This window comes from Streptomyces sp. NPDC048257 (genome assembly GCF_043201855.1).
Classification (GTDB): Bacteria; Actinomycetota; Actinomycetes; order Streptomycetales; family Streptomycetaceae; genus Streptomyces.
Genome location: NZ_JBICZI010000013.1, coordinates 1 through 18,986 on the forward strand (window position 1 = coordinate 1; position 18,986 = coordinate 18,986).

Genomic DNA, 18,986 nt, shown 5'->3' on the forward strand with positions numbered 1-18,986 from the left:
ACGAACGCGGCACCGAACAACTCGGCCAGCGACTCATCCCACTCATCCGGCACAACGCCACGCACGTCATACGCCTTGACGATGTTCGAAAGATCTGCGGCCACTGCCTGCCCTCCTGAAGGTCCTGTGCGGTTCAGCAAAACCTACCCTGAACCGGGAGCAGCTCTTCAGGCCGTCGGAGCGTCAGGAATCGGGCGATCTCAGGACGCGCAGGTGACCACGACGGGTCTCGCCGGTGGACGGGCCGCCCTGGCCGGGACCGCCGGACTCGGCCGTGCGCCCCGGCGGGCGGGCGGCTTCGCGCACCGCGTTGGCGAGGGCTTCGAGGTCGTCGCCACTGGGGCGGGACGGCCCCGAGCTGTCGGACAGGCGCACGACGTCCCAGCCCCGTGGGGCGGTCAGGCGCTCCGAGTGCTCGGCGCACAGGTCGTAGCAGTGGGGTTCGGCGTAGGTGGCGAGCGGGCCGAGAACTGCGGTCGAATCGGCGTAGACGTACGTCAGTGTCGCGACGGCAGGGCGGCCGCACGCAGTGCGCGAACAGCGACGTACAAGGCTCACGACGTTGGACGGTACCGCACTCTTGACCGGGCCGCGACGACTCCACCGCCGCTCACTCCCCCGTGTCGTGCTCAGGGCTACCCTGCGGGGGTGACGGACACCCCTCTGCCTCCCTGTCCCGCCGAGCCCCCGGCCGGTGGCCGGGCCGAGCCGCGCCCGCGTCGCCGGGACCGGCACGGACGCGGCATGCGCGGTCCGGTGGCCCCTCCCCAAGTGCCGCTGTCTGCGAGCCGGTCGGAGCTGTTCGGGGACCTCGTACGGGATTCCGTGGAGCGGCTGGAGCGGCGCTGGCCGCAACTGTCGGAGGTGGAGTTCCTGATCGGTGACGTCCCCGGGCCGCCGGGCGGTCCCGACGGGGGCTGGAACGACGAGGCGGTGCCGCTGGGCGCGGTGTCCGAGTCGCGCGAGGGGCGGCCCGCCCGGATCGTCGTTTTCCGGCGGCCGGTGGAGATCCGTACCAAGACGCGGGACGAGAAGGCGATGCTGGTCCACGAGATCGTGGTGGAGCAGGTGGCGGAGCTGCTGGGGCTGTCCCCGGAGACGGTGGACCCCCGGTACGGCCAGGACTGACCTGCCGCGTACCGGGGACGCCCCGTCAGCCGGTCATCTGGTCAGGACGGAGAGGTCCTGGGCGGCCTTGGGGACCGAGACCGTGGAGTGGTCGTCCGAGAATCCCTGGACGGTGAACATCGCGATGCCCTCGTGCGGGAGGGACAGGGTGCGGGCCGCGTGGACCGGGCCGCCCGAGAGGGTTTCGACGGTGAGGGCGTAGGCGCCCTTGCCGCCCGCCGGGGCCAGGGTCAGCGTCTGTGTGGTGCCCGCCTTGACCGTGACCTCCTGGGTGGCCGGTTCGCCGCCGCCGGTGCCCGGCGAGGCCGTCACCTTGACCTTGGCGTCGGCGCCCGGGGCGGTCAGGGACAGCAGGGTAGTGTTCTCCTCGGGCCGGTTGTCGGCCACGGTCGCCCGTGTTCCGACCGGGCCGGTGGCGGGGATGAAGCCGAGCTCCTGCTTGGCGCCGCTGCCGCGGACCACTCGTACCGCCGCGACGACCGGGGCGGCCTTCTTGGCGTCGGCCGGGGTCAGCAGCAGTGAACCGGCCTCGCCGCGGGTCACGTCCTTGAGGTCCACGACCGCCGTCATGCCGGCCTTGACGTGCAGCTGCTCGTTGCCCGCCGGGCTGATCGCGCCGCCCGGTCCGGCCAGGCGCAGCTTCAGGTCCGCGTCCTCCTCGCCCGGTACGAAGGCGACCAGCCGTACCGAGGCCGCGTCTGCCGGGATGCCCGGCAGTACGAGCGAGCCCGCCGGGTCGGTGGAGGCCGGCAGCCAGTCGGCGCCCACCCCCTCCTCGCCGACCTGCACCGACGCGCCCACCCGTCCGGCGCGGGTGGTCACGTGGGCGGTGGCGTCCGCGAGCTGGGCGCTGGGGACGAGGGAGGACAGCAGGACGGTCTTGGTGGACTTGGGGTCGACCCGGATGCTCTCGCCGGCGCCTGCGCCGGCGTCGGGCTTGGCCAGGCCGTCCGGGCCGTAGAGCTTGATGTCGACGATGGCCGCGGCGTCGTCGGGGTTGGTGAGGTGGACGTAGTCCTCCCGGCCCTTGGCCGTGCTCACCGCGGGGAACCAGAAGTCGGTGCCGGGTGCGGTGCAGCCGACGCCGAGCACGCCGCGGGCCCTGCCGACCGAGACCTTGGTGGTCAGCTGCGCGGTCCAGCCGGGGGCGAGGACCCCGTCGGCGCTGCCGGTGAGGGCGGGTGCGTCGGCGCCGCTGGCGGTGGCCCCGACGGGCTTGCCCGGCTCCTTGGGTTCCAGCACCGGCTTGGCGTCCTTGGTCGCGCCGAGCAGCCGGGCCGAGCCCTTGCCCTCGCCCGCGGCGGCGCCCGGGGTGAAGGCCGTGTACGTGGTCTCGGCGACCTCCGAGGAGCTGGGCCCCGGGCACACCAGCAGGGACCGCTCCACGGGCATCCGGGCCGCGGCGGCGGCCTTGCCGTCGGCCGCCTTGTCGGCGGTGGCGGGTGCGGTGAGGGCGGCGACGCCGGTGAGGGCGGCGAGGGCCGCGGTCACCGCCGCCAGCGTCAGGGGTGCGCGCTGCTTCACTGCTGGGGGCTCCCGTCCGGACGCGGGTCGTGCGGTGCGTGGGGGTGGTGGGGGTCGTACGGCTGGTAGGGCTCGTACGGGTACGTGTACTGCTGCTGGTCCGGGTCCTGGACCGGCTGGTGCTGCGGCTGTTGCGGGTACGGGGCCTCGTAGGCCTGCTGTCCCTGCTGTCCCTGCTGTCCCTGCTGTCCCTGCTGGTCGTACTGCGGGTACTGGTCGTACGGGGCCGGCTGCTGCGGCTCGTACGCGTAGCCGCCCTGGTCGCCGTACGCCTGGTACGCGTACGTGTCCTCGCCGTACACCGGCTGCGCCGGGATCTGCGCGTACGGGTCGGCGACCGCGGCGGTCTCCACGGGGGCGGGGGCCTGCTCGGTCTCGGCGCGCAGGCGGCGGGCGCGGCGGCCCTCGCCGGCCTCGCCCGGGCCGGGCTGGGACGGGAGCGCGGTCTCCTCCTCGGGCAGGTCGTCGTCGAGCTGTGCGCGGCGGCCGGGCAGGGCCATCACCAGCAGGACGAGGGCGAGGAGGCCCTGGAGCCAGTACCAGGCGGTCAGCAGCAGGGAGTCCTCGTGGACGAGGTCGAGGCGGCCGCCGTCGGCGGGCAGTTCGAAGCCCTGCGCCCAGCCGTCCAGGGTCTTCGGCTTGAGGGGCTTGCCGTCGAGGGTGGCCTGCCAGCCGGCGTCGGCCCGGTCGGCGATGCGCAGCACGCGGCCGGCCTCGCCCGCGGGGATCTTGCCGTGGGCCTCGACGGGTCCGGCGGCGACGGGGATCGGGGCCTCGCCCTGCTTGCCGGGGACGATGACCGCGCGGGGCAGCCAGGGCTCGACGCCCCAGAGGGCGGTGCCGTCCTGCTGGTGGCGGCGGCTGAGGCCGGGGGTGGCGTCGAGGACGCGGCGGATCTCTTCGGGACCGCCGGGGCGGAACATCACGAAGCGGATGGCGAAGGCGCTGAGCTGGCTGGACTGGTCGGCGCCGGAGCCGGCGACGAGGTTGGAGACGACCTTGTCGAGGCGGGCGTCGCCGCCGGTGCGGGCGGTGATCTCGGCGTCGCCGATGCGGCCGCCGGAGCCGCGGACGAGGCTGTAGGAGACGGTGGCGGGCGGGTCCAGGTCGAGGATCAGGGTGCGGGTCTGGTTGTCGTCGCCGCCGGCGTCCGCGACGAAGGCCGGGACCTGGACGGGGTCGCGGCGCTGCAGCGGGCCGTCGGCGCCGGCAAGCATCCAGGTGGCGGCGGCGATCAGCGGGCCCACGGCGGCGGCCAGGGCGATGAGGGCGGCCAGCGGCTGACGCCAGCCGAAGCTGCGGGCGGCGACGCGCTCCTTGGCTCCGTCGGCGCCGAGCGCGGCGGCCGCGAGCAGGGCGAGTCCGTAGACGAGGGTGGCGGGGCCGGCCCAGGCGCTGCGGTTGACGAGGACGGCCAGGAGCAGTGCGGCCAGGGCGGCGGCCCAGGCGGTCCGCACGGCGAAGGCGCGGTCGGTGCGCAGCAGGGCGGCCAGGGCGGCGAGGACGATGCCGGTGAGCAGCAGTGCGGCGCCGGTGCCGGGGCCGCCGGGGCTGAGGGTGAGCAGGCCGAGGGCGTCGGCGGAGCCGGCTCCGTAGGGCAGTCCGGCCTCCTGCAGCAGGCGGCCGGGGTGCGTGAGCAGGCCCAGCGACCAGGGGGCGAGGACGAGGAGCGGGACGGCGAGGGTGGCGAGCAGCCGCAGGCCGTACGCCTTCCAGTGCGCGCGGCGCAGGACCAGCGCGGCGATCCCCAGGACGGCGGCGAGCGGCCACACGAGGGGGGTGAAGGCGGTGGTGAGGGTGAGCAGGAGGGTGTACGTCCACACCGCGCGCCGGCCGCCCCGCCGGTCGGCGGCTTCCGCGCCGTCGCCGAGGTCGAAGGCGGCGACGGCGGAGCGGGCGATGAGGGGGAGCACGACGGCGAGGACGGCGGTGCCGAGGCGGCCGCCGGCGAGGGCTCCGGTCACGGCGGGCAGGAAGGCGTAGGCGATGGCCGCCCAGGCGCGCAGCAGCCGGGATTCGACGAGCGGCCGGGAGGCGAAGTAGGCGGTGAGGCCGGCGAGCGGGACGGATCCGACGAGCAGCAGGGTCAGGGCGGCGTGGGTGGAGCCGAACAGCAGGGTGGCGAGGGCGCCGAGGACGGCCAGGTAGGGGGGCGCGGAGGCGGTGGAGCCGGTGCCGACGGCGTGCCAGCCGTCGGTGTAGGCGCCCCAGAGGTCGGAGCCGCTGTCGGGGGCGGGCAGCAGGGCGCCGCCCATGAGGGAGCCGCCGCCGATCAGGGCGCGGCTCGCGGAGAGGGAGACGACCAGGAGGAGGGCGAAGAGGACGGGCGCGGGGTTGCGGGCGAGCCGCTTGAGGCGGGCGAAGCGCTCGGTCTCCGGGAGGTAGTCGCCGTCCTCGCCGGGGGCGTTGAGGATGCTGCCTCCGCCGTGCCGGCCGGCGGGGGCGGCGTCGGTGTCGCGGTCGCCGCCGAAGTACCCGGCGAGCTGTTCCGCGTTGGCCCGCAGGGAGGCTCCCGGCGGCGGGAAGAGCGGGCGCAGTTCGGCGGCGGGGACGGCGGGGCGGCGGCGGGCCTTGCGGGCGGCGAGGACGCGGCCGGGGCGGAGCAGGGTGGCGAGGAGGCCGGTGAGCTCGTCGACGGCCTGGCCGGGGGCCTTGCCGATGAGGTAGGCGAGGGTGCGCAGCACGGTGCCGAGCAGGACGCGCAGCAGGACGTAGGGCAGGGCGCGGCCGGAGCTGTTGGCGAGGATCGTGTAGACGGCGCCGGCCTTGTCGACGCGGTGCGGGCTGGCCGTGGTGCGTCCGGCACAGTCGACGGTGCGGCGTTCGCGGGCGGAGGCCTCGGCGTGCCGCAGGACGGCGTCGGGGGCGACGAGGACGGTGTGGCCGGCGCTCTGGACGCGCCAGCACAGGTCGACGTCGTCGCGCATCAGGGGCAGGCGCCGGTCGAAGCCGCCGAGGGCGTCGTAGACGTCGCGGCGGACCAGCATGCCGGCGGTGGAGACGGACAGGACGGGGCGGACCTGGTCGTGCTGGCCCTGGTCCTGTTCGCGGCGGTCGAGGCCGGTCCAGCGGCGGCCGCTGCGGGCGATGGTGACGCCGGCTTCGAGGAGCTGCTTCTTGTCGTACCAGCCGCGCAGCTTGGGGCCGATGACGGCGGCGTCGGGGTTGTCCTCGGCGACGCGGAGCAGTTCGGTGAGGGCGTCGGGTTCGGGGGCGCTGTCGTCGTGCAGGAGCCAGAGCCACTGGACGGGTTCGCCGTGGGGCAGGTCGGGGAGGTCGTACGTGTCGTCGCGCCAGGTGCGGCTGACGGGGTCCCAGCCGCTGGGGCGCTTGAGGTACGGGAGGTCCTCGGGAGTGAGGGTGCCCGCGGTGCGGGCGGATTCGTCGACCGCGGTGCCGAATCCGGTGCGGCGGGCAAGGTGCAGGACGCGGTCGTCACCGAGGGCTTCGGTGAGCAGCCGCGCGGATTCGTCGGCGCTGCCGGTGTCGGCGGCGACGAAGTTCTGCGCGGGGCGTTCCTGGCCGAGGAGGCCGGTGAGTGTCCGGGGCAGCCAGCGGGCGCCGTCGTGGGCGACGAGGACCGCGGTGACGACGTGCCGGGGGAACTCGGGTGTGACGGGGGCCTGGTAGGAGGCCGTCGACTGGCTGTGCAGGGACATCGCGGTACGGGCCCTCCGGCCGGGGGTCCGGGGGTGGTGTGCCCTCGGAGGCTGCTGGACAGCGCCCCACCCTAACGGCTGCCACGACAGCGGTCCGCCTCCTGCGGGGAAGGTGCAGGAGGCGGACCGTGTGCGGTGCTGTGTGCGGTGGTGCGTGTCGTGCCCGTTGTCCCGTTCGGCGCACTGTCCGCCGTGCGTCGTCGTGCGTGCGGCCGTGCGCTCGATATGTCGTGCGATGTGCGGTAGGTGCCTGACCGGTGGTGCGTCGGCCGTTTCAGACCGCTGCCTTTTTCAGGCGGCGGCGTTCCCGCTCGGACAGACCGCCCCAGATGCCGAATCGCTCGTCGTTGGCGAGGGCGTACTCAAGGCATTCGGAGCGGACTTCGCAGGCGAGGCAGACCTTCTTGGCCTCGCGGGTGGAGCCGCCCTTCTCGGGAAAGAAGGACTCGGGGTCGGTCTGGGCGCAGAGAGCGCGCTCCTGCCATCCGAGCTCTTCGTCCGCCTCCTCGACCAGCAGTTCCTGAAACAGCTCGGTCATGTGCGCCCCTCGCTCTGTCTGTGCGTCCCCGTGACGATGCCGTCACTGATTGCTACGTAACGACACGAGTGAAATTACAAGTGCGTGGCTCCGGGGCAGTCAAGCCGAGATCTGCTATTGGGCCCCTTATTCACTCTGCGGAACCAAGCCTATGCAGAAAGTGTTCAAATCGCCAAAAATCATGACACATGCCGCTGGCGTCACAGGATGCCCGCCTTTACCCGTAATCCACGTGCCACCTCCGGATGGGGTTGCGGTCCGGCCGGAGAAGCGGCGCAGATCACATTCAGGTCACGGATGCCAGGATCTGGTTTGAGCCTCGACACAGCGCCACATCCCCTACCGCGCACTGCACAAACCTTTCTCCGCGCACGGTAACCGGATGAGGTGAAACTTTTGACCCAAACCGGACATTGGGTTGACAGTCAGGCCCCCGAGCCGTTCTCCTTGTTCGCATGTCAGCACCCGCAGCCGCCACCCGGACCCCCATTCGTGGGTTCCTGTGCGCTGCCCAGGTTCGCTGTTGCTGTTGCAGCTGTTGATGCCCGCGGAGCCCCGGCTCCTCAGAGCTCCGGCCCGCCCCCGCAGCAACCGCCAGCACGACTGACATCCGTCGAGGTACCCCCACGATGAACAGCACGTACAGCGCCACCACCTCCCCCACCTCCCCCACCTCCGCCGTGTCCACCGCTCCCGCCACCGTCGAGAGCGACCTCCAGATCGCCGGCGACATCCTCGCCGTCCAGCACCTCCTGCAGCCCGCCCGTGAGCACCCGGCCACCGTCGCCGAGTTCGCCGGGCTCGCCCGTTCCATCGCCGAGGACCGGGCCTCCTGGGAGCACCTGGTCCGGTACGACGCCACCACCCGCTGGTACCACCGGCTGCGCACCGGCCCCGGGTACGAGGTCTGGCTGCTCAGCTGGGTCCCCGGCCAGGGCAGCGGACCGCACGACCACGGCGCCTCCTCCGGCGTCATGACCGTGCTGGAGGGTGAGCTCACCGAGCACACCGCCCGCGGCCGCCTCACCCACCGCCCCGGCACCCAGCGCGTCCTCGCCCCCGGCTACGCCCACGAGGTCGTCAACGACACCCTCGACGGCGCGGTCAGCCTGCACGTCTACTTCCCCGGCCTGACCGAGATGCCCATGCACAGCTGCTCCCCGGCCGAATCGGCGTCCGTGCCTGCCTGACCGGCAGCCTGCCCTGACAAACTGTCCGCATGCGCATTGTTGTTCTGGCCGGCGGTATAGGCGGCGCCCGGTTCCTGTCCGGACTCAAGTCGGCAGTGCCCGACGCGGACATCACGGTCATCGGCAACACCGGTGACGACATTCACCTCTTCGGGCTCAAGGTCTGCCCCGACCTGGACACGGTGATGTACACCCTCGGCGGTGGCATCAACGAGGACCAGGGCTGGGGCCGCACCGACGAGTCCTTCACCGTCAAGGAGGAACTCGCGGCGTACGGGGTCGGACCCACCTGGTTCGGCCTCGGCGACCGCGACTTCGCCACCCACATCGTGCGTACGCAGATGCTCGGCGCTGGCTACCCGCTGAGCGCCGTCACCGAGGCGCTCTGCGACCGTTGGCAGCCCGGCGTACGGCTGCTGCCCATGTCCGACGACCGGGTCGAGACCCATGTCGCGATCACCGAGGCCGGCACCGGCGAGCGCCGCGTCATCCACTTCCAGGAGTACTGGGTCCGGCTGCGCGCCTCGGTGGACGCGGAGGCCGTCGTACCCGTGGGTGCCGAGCAGGCCAAGCCCGCCCCCGGCGTGCTCGAGGCCATCGCCGCCGCCGACGTGATCCTCTTCCCGCCGTCCAACCCCGTGGTCTCGGTCGGCACGATCCTCGCCGTCCCCGGCATCCGGGACGCCGTGGCCTCCGCCGCGGCGCCCGTCGTGGGCCTCTCCCCCATCGTCGGGGGCGCGCCCGTGCGCGGCATGGCCGACAAGGTGCTCGCCGCGGTGGGCGTCGAGTCCACCGCCTCCGCGGTCGCCCTGCACTACGGCACCGGGCTGCTCGACGGCTGGCTCGTGGACACCGCGGACGCGAACGCCGTCGCGGAGGTGGAGGCCGCCGGGATCACCTGCCGTGCGGTGCCGCTGATGATGACCGACCTGGAGGCCACCGCGGAGATGGCCCGCGCTGCGCTGGAGCTGGCGGAGGCCTCCCGGTGACGCAGGTGCCCTCGTACGAGGTGCGGGCCGTCGACGGGATCCCGGAGGTCAGGCCGGGCGACGACCTGGCGAAGCTGATCACGACGGCCGCCCCCGACCTGCGCGACGGGGACGTCCTGCTGGTCACCTCGAAGATCGTCTCCAAGGCCGAGGGCCGGATCGTGGAGGCGGACTCGCGCGAGGCCGCGATCGACGCCGAGACCGTACGGGTGGTCGCGCGCCGGGGGCCGCTGCGGATCGTCGAGAACCGGCAGGGCCTGGTGATGGCCGCGGCCGGCGTGGACGCCTCCAACACCGCGCCCGGCACGGTGCTGCTGCTGCCCGAGGACCCGGACGGCTCGGCCGCCGCGATCCGCGCCGGGGTGCGCGACACCCTGTCCGTGGACGTGGGCGTGGTCGTGACGGACACCTTCGGGCGGCCGTGGCGCACCGGGCTGACGGACGTGGCGATCGGCTCGGCCGGCGTGCGGGTCCTGGACGACCTGCGCGGCGGCACGGACGCGCACGGGAACCCGCTGAGCGCGACCGTGGTGGCGACGGCGGACGAGCTGGCCGCCGCCGGTGACCTGGTCAAGGGGAAGGCGGCCGGGCTGCCGGTGGCCGTCGTGCGCGGGCTGGGCCACGTACTGGGCGAGGGCTCCTCGGCCCGGGACCTGGTGCGCTCGCCGGCCGACGACATGTTCCGGCTGGGGACCTCGGAGGCGGTACGGGAGGCCGTGACGCAGCGCCGTACCGTACGGGCCTTCACGGCGGAGCCGGTGGACCCGGGCGCGGTCCGGCGGGCGGTCGCGGCGGCCGTGACGGCCCCGGCTCCGCACCACACGACGCCGTGGCGGTTCGTGCTGCTGGAGTCCGAGGCCTCCCGGGTGCGGCTGCTGGACGCGATGCGGGACGCGTGGATCGCGGACCTGCGGGCGGACGGCAAGTCCGAGGAGTCCGTCGCGAAGCGGGTGCGGCGCGGGGACGTGCTGCGGGCCGCCCCGTACCTGGTGGTGCCGTGTCTGGTGACGGACGGCGCGCACCACTACGGGCACGCCCGGCGGGACACCGCGGAGCGGGAGATGTTCGTGGTCGCGATGGGCGCGGGCGTGCAGAACCTGCTGGTCGCGCTGGCCGGGGAGCGGCTCGGGTCGGCGTGGGTGTCCTCGACGATGTTCTGCCGGGACGTGGTGCGGGAGGTGCTGGAGCTGCCGCAGGACTGGGATCCGATGGGCACGGTCGCGGTGGGCCATCCGGCGGCGGTCCCGCCGGAGCGGCCGGGCCGGTCCGCGGCGGACTTCATCGAGGTCCGCTGAGCCCCTCTCTCAGAGACGGCCGATGTCGCCGCGCGGCATGCGGGGTGCGCGGCGGGGCGGAGTGTGGCCCGCCAGCAGGATGAGGCGGGCCGCGCGGTGGCGCTGGCCGGCGTACGGGGCGAGGAGCTCCAGCATGGCGGCGTCGTCGGCGTCGCGGTCGCCCGCGAGGGCGTAGCCGACGATGCCGGGCAGGTGCAGGTCGCCGGTGGTGATCGCGTCGGGGGCGCCGTTGCTGCGCTGGAGGGTTTCGGCGGAGGTCCACGGACCGATGCCGGGGACGGCCTCCAGCCTTCGTACGGCGTCGGGCAGGTCCATCGCGGCCGCCTCCTCCATCCGGTTCGCCACGCGGGCGGCCCGCACGATGGTCGCGGAGCGCTTGGAGTCGACCCCGGCCCTGTGCCAGTCCCAGGAGGGGATCATCGCCCAGGTGCGCGGGGCGGGCAGGACGTACAGGTCCGCGCCCGCCGGGCCCGGGCCCGGGGCGGGCTCGCCGTACTGCCGTACGAGGCGGCGCCAGGCGCGGTAGGCCTCGTCGGCGGTGACCTTCTGCTCCAGGACCGTGGGGATCAGGGATTCGAGGACCAGCCCGGTGCGGGTGAGGCGCAGGCCGGGGCGGCGGCGGTGGCTGGAGTGCACGAGGCGGTGGCGGGGCACGAAGACGGCGGGGTCGTCGCCGGCGCCGAGGAGCGCGGGCAGCTGTTCGAGGAACCAGTCGGCGCCGGGGCCCCAGGCCTCGGCGAGGACCTCGGTGCCGGACCCGCGGACGCGCAGGGTGGCGGGGTGGCCCTCGGGGGTCCGGCCGGTGCGCCAGACCGAGCCGTCGGGGGTGGTGCGGAAGGTGGGGTCGGCGGGGCCGCGGCGGAGCGGGCCGAGGACGAGCCCGAGGTCGACGGGGCCGCCGGGGGTCCAGCGGCGTTCCCGGGCCCCGGAGCCCGCGGTGCTTCCGCGGCCCGCGGGTACGTCGGTGCGACCGCCGCGGACCGCGGCGCGGGTGAGGGGATCGAAGCGGCCGGCCATGCGTCGAGCGTAGCGCCGTGGCCGGCCGCCTCCCGGGGTTCCGCCCCGGACCTTCCTCGCCTCACACGCCGGCGGGGCTTGGATCTACGGGCGGCCCTGGAGCTTGGCCGAGGCCGAGCGGGTGGTGCCGAGCTTGCCGTAGAGCTTCGTGCCGGGGCACTGGGTGGCGAAGCCGTCGCGGTGGCCGGAGATGACGTTCATCGACACGTTCCTGCCCTTGGGGTAGCGGTTGCCCCCGCCCGAGATCAGGGTCGTCTTCGCGCGCGGGTCGCGGCCGAAGAGGCCGAGCTTCCAGGCCGTGAGACGGGCGACCGCGTCGACCGCCACCGCCGGCGGGGCCGCGGAGGTGAAGGTGCCCAGGACCGCGACGCCCATGCTGTTGGTGTTGAAGCCCATGGTGTGCGCGCCGAGGACCGCCTTGGAGACCCCGCCCGCGCGGCCCTCGTAGACCGTGCCGCACTTGTCGACGGCGAAGTTGTAGCCGAAGTCCCGCCAGCCGTTGCTGATCACGTGGTAGCGGTAGAGGCTGCGCAGGACCGCGGGGGCGTCCTTGCAGGCGTAGTTGTTGCCGGAGGCGGTGTGGTGGACGAAGGCCGCCTTGACCGTGCTCGTGTAGACGAAGCCCGACTCGCGCAGGCCCTCGTCCGCGCCCCAGCCCTTGCGGGTGACGATCCGCGGGCGCGGGCCGATGTACGGGGCGGCGGCCGCGGTCAGCTCGCCGTCGCTCGCGAAGACCGCGTCGGCGGTGGAGTCGGCCTTGTCGAGGGCGGTGATCTCGTTCGCCCCGAGCGAGGCGTGCGGGAGGTTCGCGGCGGAGGACTCCGACATCTCCATCGACATGCCGGGCACCGTCAGCTCGCCCTTGTCGTCGCCCTCGGGGCCGGTGTTCTTGCCGTCGGACCCGGCGGCCGGGACATCCGCGCCCGGGTCGACGAGCTCGATGCGCATGCCCGTGGGCAGCCGGGAGGGGGCGCGGGTGGCCGGGGTGCCCGGTTCCGCCCGGACGCGGACCTCCACACCGTCGGACTCGCCCACCCACAGCGGGGCGGTGGCGCCGCGGATGCGGCGGGAGCCGCGTTCCGCCGCGTCGGGGTCGGCGGCGTGCTCGCCGTTGTGGGTCTCGACGTCCTGCCAGTCCGACCAGGTGGCGGTGCGGGCGGAGCGGGTCCGTACCTGGACCCGGCCGTGCAGTTCGGTGGCCGCGTCGTCCCAGACGACGCCGACCAGCGAGAACGTCTTGACCTCGCGGGCGGTCAGACCCTGCGTCTCGGGGCGGCCCGGTGCGGCGCTCATTCCGGGGACTCCGGGCGTCCGCGTCGCCGAGGGTCCCAGGGGGACGAGTGGCAGCGACTGGGTGGACCCGGCAGGGGTTACGGGGGCGGTCTCGGCCAGGGCGGGAGTGGGGAGCGCGAGGGGCAGGGCCAGTACGGCGGCCGTCGCGACGCCGATCGAGGAAGCAAGGAATCCACGCATGAAAAGGATGGTGAGCACCCGCACGGCGCGGCGCCATCCGAGAACTGACGCTCCGTCCGGTCCGCCGCGGGTACCCCTCCCCCGTACGGAGGAGCCGACGGCCCCCGTACGGGGGACGGGCCCGCGTACGCTGTGCCGGGTGAACGCCACTGACCGCACCCCTGCCGACCTGCTGCGATCCGCGCTCGCCGCCGATCCGGGCCGCCCGCTCGTCACCTTCTACGACGATGCCACCGGCGAGCGCGTCGAATTGTCCGTCGCGACCTTCGCCAATTGGGTGGCCAAGACCGCCAATCTGCTCCAGGGCGACCTGGGGGCCGAGCCCGGCGACCGGCTCGCGCTGATGCTCCCGGCGCACTGGCAGAGCGCGGTCTGGCTGCTCGCCTGCGCCTCCGTCGGCGTCGTCGCCGAGGTCGGCGGCGATCCGGCCGGTGCGGATCTCGTCGTGAGCGGGCCGGACACCCTGGAGGAGGCCCTGGCGTGCGGCGGTGAGCGGGTGGCGCTGGCGCTGCGGCCGCTGGGCGGACGGTTCCCGCAGCCGCCGGCCGGGTTCGCCGACTACGCGGTGGAGGTGCCGGGACAGGGCGACCGCTTCGCCCCCTTCGCGCCGGTGGATCCCGAGGGCCCCGCGCTGGTCGTCGGCGGCGAGGAGCTCACGCACACGGCGCTCGTGGCCCGTTCCCGCGAGGACGCGGCGAAGCTGGGCCTCGGCGAGGGCTCGCGGGTGCTGACCGGGCTCGGCTACGACACCTGGGAGGGACTCTCGGCCGGGCTGTACGCCGCGCTGGCCACGGGTGGCTCCGTGGTGCTGTGCCGGAACCTGGACCGGCTGCCGGCGGACGGGCTGGCCCGGCGGAACGAGAGCGAGCGCGTCACCCACACCGTTTGATCGCCGCCCGGACGCCTGTCCCCCACACTGGTGAAGTGCAGGTACGGGCGATTTGTCACCCGCATGGCCCTAGACAAGCCCCTGCCCCCGGGCTGCTCCGGCGACCCGGGGGCAGCATCGGCAGTGGCCGTGCTCACCCGTACGGCTGGCAGCCCAGAGTCTTACCCAGAGTCGTGATGGCGAGGGGACGGACGCCAGTGAGGGACAGCGCAGGCATACCGGGCGGCCCCGAGGCGGCCGGGGGCGCGGGGCGGCCCCCGCGCAGCCACGGGCGCCGGCGCCGCCTGCTGCGCTGGACCGGCCTCGGGGCGGCCTTCGTGGTCCTGGCGGGTACGGCGACCGGCTGGTGGCTCTACAACAAGCTCGACGGGAACATCACGGAGGACACCTCGGCGGCCGCCGAACTGTTCCGCTACGAGCGCGACCGCCCGGCACACCTGGCGACCGGGTCCCAGAACATCCTGCTGATCGGCTCGGACTCGCGCTCCGGGAAGAACAACGCCGGGTACGGGCAGGACCGCGGCACCCAGCGCTCGGACACCACGATCCTGCTGCACCTGCCGCAGGACCGCCGGAGCGCGACCGCGGTGTCGATACCCCGGGACCTGATGACGGACATCCCGGCCTGCCTGAAGGCGGACGGGAACCGCACCGCCGAGCAGTTCGCGCAGTTCAACTGGGCGTTCCAGTGGGGCGGGGCCGCCTGCACGATCCGTACCGTGGAGAGGCTCACCGGGATCCGGATCGACCACCACATGGTGATCGACTTCGGCGGCTTCAAGAAGATGGTGGACGCCATCGGCGGAGTGGAGGTCTGCCTCAAGGAGCCGGTGAACGACTCCGAGGCCAAGCTGCGGCTGACCGCCGGGCGCCAGACCCTCCGGGGCGAGCAGGCGCTGGGCTTCGTCCGGGCCCGTCACAGCCTGGGCAACGGCAGTGACACCGAACGGATGGACCGGCAGCAGCAGTTCCTCGGCTCGCTCGTCAAGAAGGTGCAGAGCAACGGGGTGCTGCTGAATCCGGCCCGGCTGTACCCGCTGCTGGACGCGGCGACCTCCTCGGTGACCACAGACCCGGGACTGGCCTCGCTGCGCGGCCTGTACGAACTCGTGCGCGGCATGCGGGACATCCCGACCGATCAGGTCAAGTTCCTGACCGTGCCCCGCAAGCCCTACGCGGCCGACCCGAACCGGGACGAGCTGGTCGAGCCCGACGCGGCGCGGCTGTTCCAGCAGCTGCGGATGGACAAACCGGTCACCGTCGCCCCGCCGAAGCCCGAATCCGCGAACGCGGCCGAGACCTCGGGGGCGGGCACGGAGGACGGGACGGAGGCGGAGGTCACGGACGAGGGAACCGTCACACCCCCCGTACCCGTCCCCACCTTCACCGGAACCACTGCGGGGAACGCCGACTGCCGGTAAAGCAATCCCAAAAGCCGGTGACCGAACCGAGCGGGATGGGCGGTTTGCCCTGTTATAAGGGGAGTGGAATTTGTCACCAGCATGGTTTGCGGCCGAACAGGGCGGATAAGGTGAGCGATCCGGTGCCCGGCCGGACCAGAGGCGGGCACCAGCAGCCGGATCGTTGACCGTGCGCCTGGGGGAGGCGCGTCGCGAAGCACCGACGGAGGATTCGAGCAACCGTGGATGCGCAAAGCCGTGGGCGAGCAGACGACATCGACCCCGCAGACCAGTGGGTGCTCAATCCCCGCACCGGCCACTACGAACTGCAACTGGCCGACTCCGCCGCGCAAGCGCGGCCCAAGGTCACCGCACCCCGCAGATCACCGTCTGCTCCCTCCGCCCCCACCACCCCTTCCCCCGGGGTCCCGAAGCCGCGGCGTGGCGACGCCCCTCCCGGCGGCCGGCGCGGCGGCCGCTCCCGCAAGGGCGGGGGCGGCGGCGGACGCCGTAAGAAGGCGCTGGTCATCACCGGCGGGACCCTGGCGTTCCTGCTGGTCGGCGGCTCGCTGGCGGCGTACCTGTACTACGACCACCTGAACGGCAACCTGAGCGTCACCGACATCGCGGGCGCGGGCACCGGCGGGTTCAAGAAGGACCAGGCGATCAACATCCTGGTCATCGGCACCGACAAGCGCAGCGGTGCGGGCAACGAGGGGTACGGGGACAAGGAGAGCGTCGGTCACGCCGACACCACGATCCTCTTCCACATCGCCAAGGACCGCAGCAACGCCACCGCGCTGTCCATCCCGCGCGACCTGATCACCGACATCCCGAACTGCCCGACGAAGCAGCCGGACGGGTCGACCAAGGACGTCCGCGGCTCGAAGGGGACCCGCTTCAACAGCAGCCTGGGCCAGGAGGGGCGGGACGCGGGCTGCACGATGCGCACGGTGAAGGGGCTCACCGGCATAGAGGTCGACAACTTCATGATGGTCGACTTCAACGCGGTGAAGACCCTGAGCACCGCGGTCGGCGGGGTGCCCGTCTGCCTGGAGAAGGCGGTCGACGACAAGGACTCCAAGCTCAAGCTGCCGGCGGGCGAGCACCGGCTGTCGGGCGAGGAGGCCCTGGCCTTCGTACGCACCCGGCACGCCTTCGGCAACGAGAGCGACCTGGACCGGATCAAGACCCAGCAGCAGTTCCTCGGTTCGATGATGCGCGAGATGAAGTCCAAGGAAACGCTGACCAGTCCGAAGAAGTTCTTCTCGCTGGCGGAGGCGGCCACCAAGTCGCTGACCGTGGACCAGGGTCTGGGTTCCATCAACAAACTCACCGACCTGGCGGGCGAGTTGAAGGACATCGACCTCAAGAACATCACCTTCACCACCCTGCCGGTGCTCGACAACCCGGCCGAGAAGGTCAAGGCCACCGTCGTGGTCAACCAGGCCCTCGCCGATCCGCTGCTGCAGATGATCCGGGGGGACGTCTCGCTCACGGAGGTCGAGAAGAAGGAGCAGGCCGCCAAGGAGGCGGCCGACGCGGACGCCAAGGCCAAGCAGGACGCGCTGCTCCAGGGCAACCGAGCGGCCGCGGCGGACGTACGGGTGAACGTCTACAACGGCGGCGGACCCAAGGGCGCCGCCTCCACCACGCTGAACTGGCTGCAGAACAGCAAGGGCGTGCCCAAGTCCAGCAACGTCGGCAACGCGCCCACGAAGGTCGGCGCCACGCAGCTGGAGTACGCGCCCAACCAGGCCGACCAGGCCCGGGCGCTGGCGGACATCATGGGTCTGCCGGCCACCGCACTGAAGATGGGGACGGCGGACGCGGCGGCGAAGGCCCCGATGAAGCTGACACTGGGTCCGGACTTCGACCAGCCGGGCGCCCCGTTGGCGGCCCCGGCTCCGCAACAGCTGCCCGAGGACGTGCAGCAGGCCCAGGCCGACAAGGCGGTCTGCGCCAAGTAGGCCACCTGGGCCGCGTAACAGGCTCGGCCGGTGATACCGGCACACTGTTGACCAAGAAGGATCTTGAGGGGGGACGTGTGAAGCACAGCAGCGTGCGGGGGGAGGGGGCGAGCGCCCGGTCCGCCGAGGAGATATCCGGCGACGGGAGCGGCTCGTCCGCCACCGTGCCCGCACCGCGGGGCGGCTCCAGAGCGGCCCGCCGGGCGGCCGGCGCCCGTAACACCAGACGGGGCCGGCGGCGCGTGCTGCGCTGGACCGCCTCCGTGCTGTCCCTGCTGATACTCGGGACGGCGGCGGCCGGATACCTGTACTACCGCCATCTGAACGGCAGCATCCAGACGGACGCACTGAACCTGGGTGAGACCCAACTGGGCGGTTCCAAGCCCAACGCCTTCGGGCAGACCCCGCTGAACATCCTGCTGATCGGCTCCGACGCGCGCGACGACGAGGCCAACCAGTCCCTCGGCGGCGCCACGAACACCTTCGGCGGCCCGCCGCTGGCGGACGTGCAGATGCTGCTGCACCTGTCCGCGGACCGCAGCAACATGTCGGTGGTGTCCATGCCGCGCGACACGATCCTGATGATGCCCAAGTGCACCGAGCCCGGCGGCAAGGTGCACCCCGCCAGCAAGGGCCTCGTGCAGACCAACGAGTCCCTGCAGCGCGGCGGTCCGGGCTGCACGGTCGCCGCCTGGCAGGAGCTGACCAAGATCCCCATCGATCACTTCATGATGATCGACTTCAAGGGCGTGGTCTCGATGGCGGACGCCATCGGCGGCGTCCCGGTCTGCGTCGAGCAGAACGTCCACTCCCGCACCCGCGAGGGCAAGGGCTCCGGCCTGAAGCTGCCGAAGGGCACGTCCGTCATCCAGGGCGAGACCGCCCTGCAGTGGTTGCGCACCCGCTACGGCTTCGAGGACGGCACCGACATCGGCCGCACCCACGCCCAGCACCAGTACATGACCTCGATGGCCCGCGAGTTCCGCAAGAACGCCAAGCTCACCAATCCGGTGAAGCTCAACAGCCTGGCGCAGGCCGCGATCGAAGCCATGGTCGTGGACACCGGCCTGAACAAGATCGACAAGCTGTTCGACCTGAGCATGGAGCTCAAGAAGGTGCCCCCGGGCCGGATCACCATGACCACCATGCCGTGGGTCTACAGCACCAAGCCCGGCATGGACGGCCGGGTCGAGCCCATGGCCGGCGAGGCCGAGGCCGTGTTCCGCATGGTCCGCGAGGACATCGCGCTCGACGGCAAGGGCTCCGGAACCCCGGCGAACGGCGCGTCTCCCGCACCGGGCGCCTCCGCGACCCCGGCCGCCCCGCCCGCGGCCGCCACCACGGCCCCGGCCGCGGCTCCCGCGAAGATCGCGCTCTCCGTCCGCAACGCCACCGGCGGCAAGGACGGGGCCGAGGTCAGGGTCAAGAACCGGGCGAACGACGTCGCCTCGCTGCTGGTCGGCAAGGGCTTCACCAAGGCCACCGCCGAGAACCAGACCGGGGCCGAGGACGCCACCGTGATCCGCTACGCCACCGAGGCGCAGGCCGCCGACGCGGGCGCCGTGGCCACCGCGCTGGGTCTGCCCGCCGCCTCGGTGCAGAAGTCCGACGACGTCTCCGGGATCACCCTGTTCGTCGGCAAGGACTGGCGGAGCGGCAACGCGCCGACCCCGCCCCCGGCCGCCCCGACCGTGGCCCCGACCTCGGCGCACGCGCTCAACGGTGACAACGAGGGCGCCTGCATGCCGATCCAGGAGGGCTTCACCTGGTAGCGCGCACGTGAAAGGGCCCGGGGCGGGGGGGGGGGGGGGCAGCCCCCCCCCCCCCGGCCCCGGGGGGGGGGGGGCGCCCGGGGGGGGGGCCCGGGGGCGGCCCGGCCGCGGCGGGCGGGGGACGGGTTGGGCCGGGGGGCGC

14 protein-coding genes are annotated in these 18,986 nt (G+C 73.3%); 8 read left to right on the plus strand and 6 right to left on the minus strand.

The annotated features are described in order from the left end of the window. Positions 1-183 precede the first annotated feature (183 nt). Positions 184-633, minus strand: coding sequence for a DUF3499 domain-containing protein (locus tag ACGFZK_RS23505; protein ID WP_393850942.1), 450 nt, complete (start codon positions 631-633; stop codon positions 184-186). Between the two features lie 15 nt (positions 634-648). Between ACGFZK_RS23505 and ACGFZK_RS23510 the strand changes: the two genes are divergently transcribed. After that, positions 649-1,128, plus strand: a complete 480-nt coding sequence (locus ACGFZK_RS23510) for a metallopeptidase family protein (protein WP_393850820.1) — start codon at positions 649-651, stop codon at positions 1,126-1,128. Between the two features lie 33 nt (positions 1,129-1,161). Here the strand turns inward: ACGFZK_RS23510 and ACGFZK_RS23515 are convergent, their stop codons facing one another. The 3 genes from ACGFZK_RS23515 to ACGFZK_RS23525 form a co-directional block, all read right to left on the minus strand. Continuing rightward, a complete protein-coding gene (locus tag ACGFZK_RS23515) occupies positions 1,162-2,652 on the minus strand; it encodes a DUF5719 family protein (protein WP_393850821.1) in 1,491 nt (496 codons plus the stop codon). Further along, positions 2,649-6,311, minus strand: coding sequence for a glycosyltransferase (locus ACGFZK_RS23520; protein ID WP_393850822.1), 3,663 nt, complete (start codon positions 6,309-6,311; stop codon positions 2,649-2,651). Before ACGFZK_RS23520 ends, ACGFZK_RS23515 begins: the two co-directional genes overlap by 4 nt. 274 nt (positions 6,312-6,585) lie before the next feature. Further along, positions 6,586-6,849: a WhiB family transcriptional regulator gene (locus tag ACGFZK_RS23525; RefSeq protein ID WP_003983763.1), complete on the minus strand. Its 264-nt coding sequence runs from the start codon at positions 6,847-6,849 to the stop codon at positions 6,586-6,588. A gap of 629 nt (positions 6,850-7,478) precedes the next feature. On the opposite strand from ACGFZK_RS23525, the gene ACGFZK_RS23530 reads away from it, so the two are divergent. The 3 genes from ACGFZK_RS23530 to ACGFZK_RS23540 are packed head-to-tail and all read left to right on the plus strand — an operon-like array spanning position 7,479 to position 10,323. Further along, entirely contained in the window at positions 7,479-8,039 is a 561-nt protein-coding gene (locus ACGFZK_RS23530; RefSeq protein ID WP_393850823.1) for a cysteine dioxygenase, read from the plus strand. A gap of 29 nt (positions 8,040-8,068) precedes the next feature. After that, entirely contained in the window at positions 8,069-9,028 is a 960-nt protein-coding gene (gene cofD / locus ACGFZK_RS23535; protein WP_393850824.1) for a 2-phospho-L-lactate transferase, read from the plus strand. Beyond that, complete coding sequence (locus ACGFZK_RS23540; RefSeq protein ID WP_393850825.1) at positions 9,025-10,323, plus strand: coenzyme F420-0:L-glutamate ligase; 1,299 nt, start codon at positions 9,025-9,027, stop codon at positions 10,321-10,323. The genes cofD and ACGFZK_RS23540 overlap by 4 nt, the downstream gene beginning before the upstream one ends. A 9-nt stretch (positions 10,324-10,332) precedes the next feature. On the opposite strand, the gene ACGFZK_RS23545 is transcribed toward ACGFZK_RS23540, so the two are convergent. Then, complete coding sequence (locus ACGFZK_RS23545) at positions 10,333-11,340, minus strand: DNA-3-methyladenine glycosylase family protein (protein ID WP_393850826.1); 1,008 nt, start codon at positions 11,338-11,340, stop codon at positions 10,333-10,335. Between the two features lie 84 nt (positions 11,341-11,424). Beyond that, positions 11,425-12,813 carry a peptidoglycan recognition protein gene (locus ACGFZK_RS23550; RefSeq protein WP_393850827.1) on the minus strand — a complete coding sequence of 463 codons (1,389 nt, stop codon included), beginning with the start codon at positions 12,811-12,813 and terminating at the stop codon, positions 11,425-11,427. A gap of 139 nt (positions 12,814-12,952) precedes the next feature. Between ACGFZK_RS23550 and ACGFZK_RS23555 the strand changes: the two genes are divergently transcribed. From ACGFZK_RS23555 to ACGFZK_RS23570, 4 genes are all read left to right on the plus strand, one after another. After that, on the plus strand, positions 12,953-13,702 hold the full coding sequence (locus ACGFZK_RS23555) for a TIGR03089 family protein (protein ID WP_393850828.1): 750 nt from the start codon (positions 12,953-12,955) through the stop codon (positions 13,700-13,702). 197 nt (positions 13,703-13,899) lie between these two features. Further along, the gene (locus ACGFZK_RS23560) at positions 13,900-15,123 is read left to right on the plus strand and encodes an LCP family protein (RefSeq protein WP_393850829.1); all 1,224 of its coding nucleotides are present in this window, start codon (positions 13,900-13,902) and stop codon (positions 15,121-15,123) included. 221 nt (positions 15,124-15,344) lie between these two features. Then, entirely contained in the window at positions 15,345-17,072 is a 1,728-nt protein-coding gene (locus ACGFZK_RS23565) for an LCP family protein (protein ID WP_393850830.1), read from the plus strand. A gap of 77 nt (positions 17,073-17,149) precedes the next feature. Further along, positions 17,150-18,844: an LCP family protein gene (locus tag ACGFZK_RS23570; RefSeq protein ID WP_393850831.1), complete on the plus strand. Its 1,695-nt coding sequence runs from the start codon at positions 17,150-17,152 to the stop codon at positions 18,842-18,844. Positions 18,845-18,986 lie beyond the last annotated feature (142 nt).

Bases quoted from the DNA above. Each gene is read 5' to 3' on its own strand.
- ACGFZK_RS23520 (WP_393850822.1), bottom strand. From the start codon at position 6,311: ATGTCCCTGCACAGCCAGTCGACGGCCTCCTACCAGGCCCCCGTCACA.
- ACGFZK_RS23525 (WP_003983763.1), bottom strand. From the start codon at position 6,849: ATGACCGAGCTGTTTCAGGAACTGCTGGTCGAGGAGGCGGACGAAGAG.
- ACGFZK_RS23530 (WP_393850823.1), top strand. From the start codon at position 7,479: ATGAACAGCACGTACAGCGCCACCACCTCCCCCACCTCCCCCACCTCC.
- cofD (WP_393850824.1), top strand. From the start codon at position 8,069: ATGCGCATTGTTGTTCTGGCCGGCGGTATAGGCGGCGCCCGGTTCCTG.
- ACGFZK_RS23545 (WP_393850826.1), bottom strand. From the start codon at position 11,340: ATGGCCGGCCGCTTCGATCCCCTCACCCGCGCCGCGGTCCGCGGCGGT.
- ACGFZK_RS23550 (WP_393850827.1), bottom strand. From the start codon at position 12,813: ATGCGTGGATTCCTTGCTTCCTCGATCGGCGTCGCGACGGCCGCCGTA.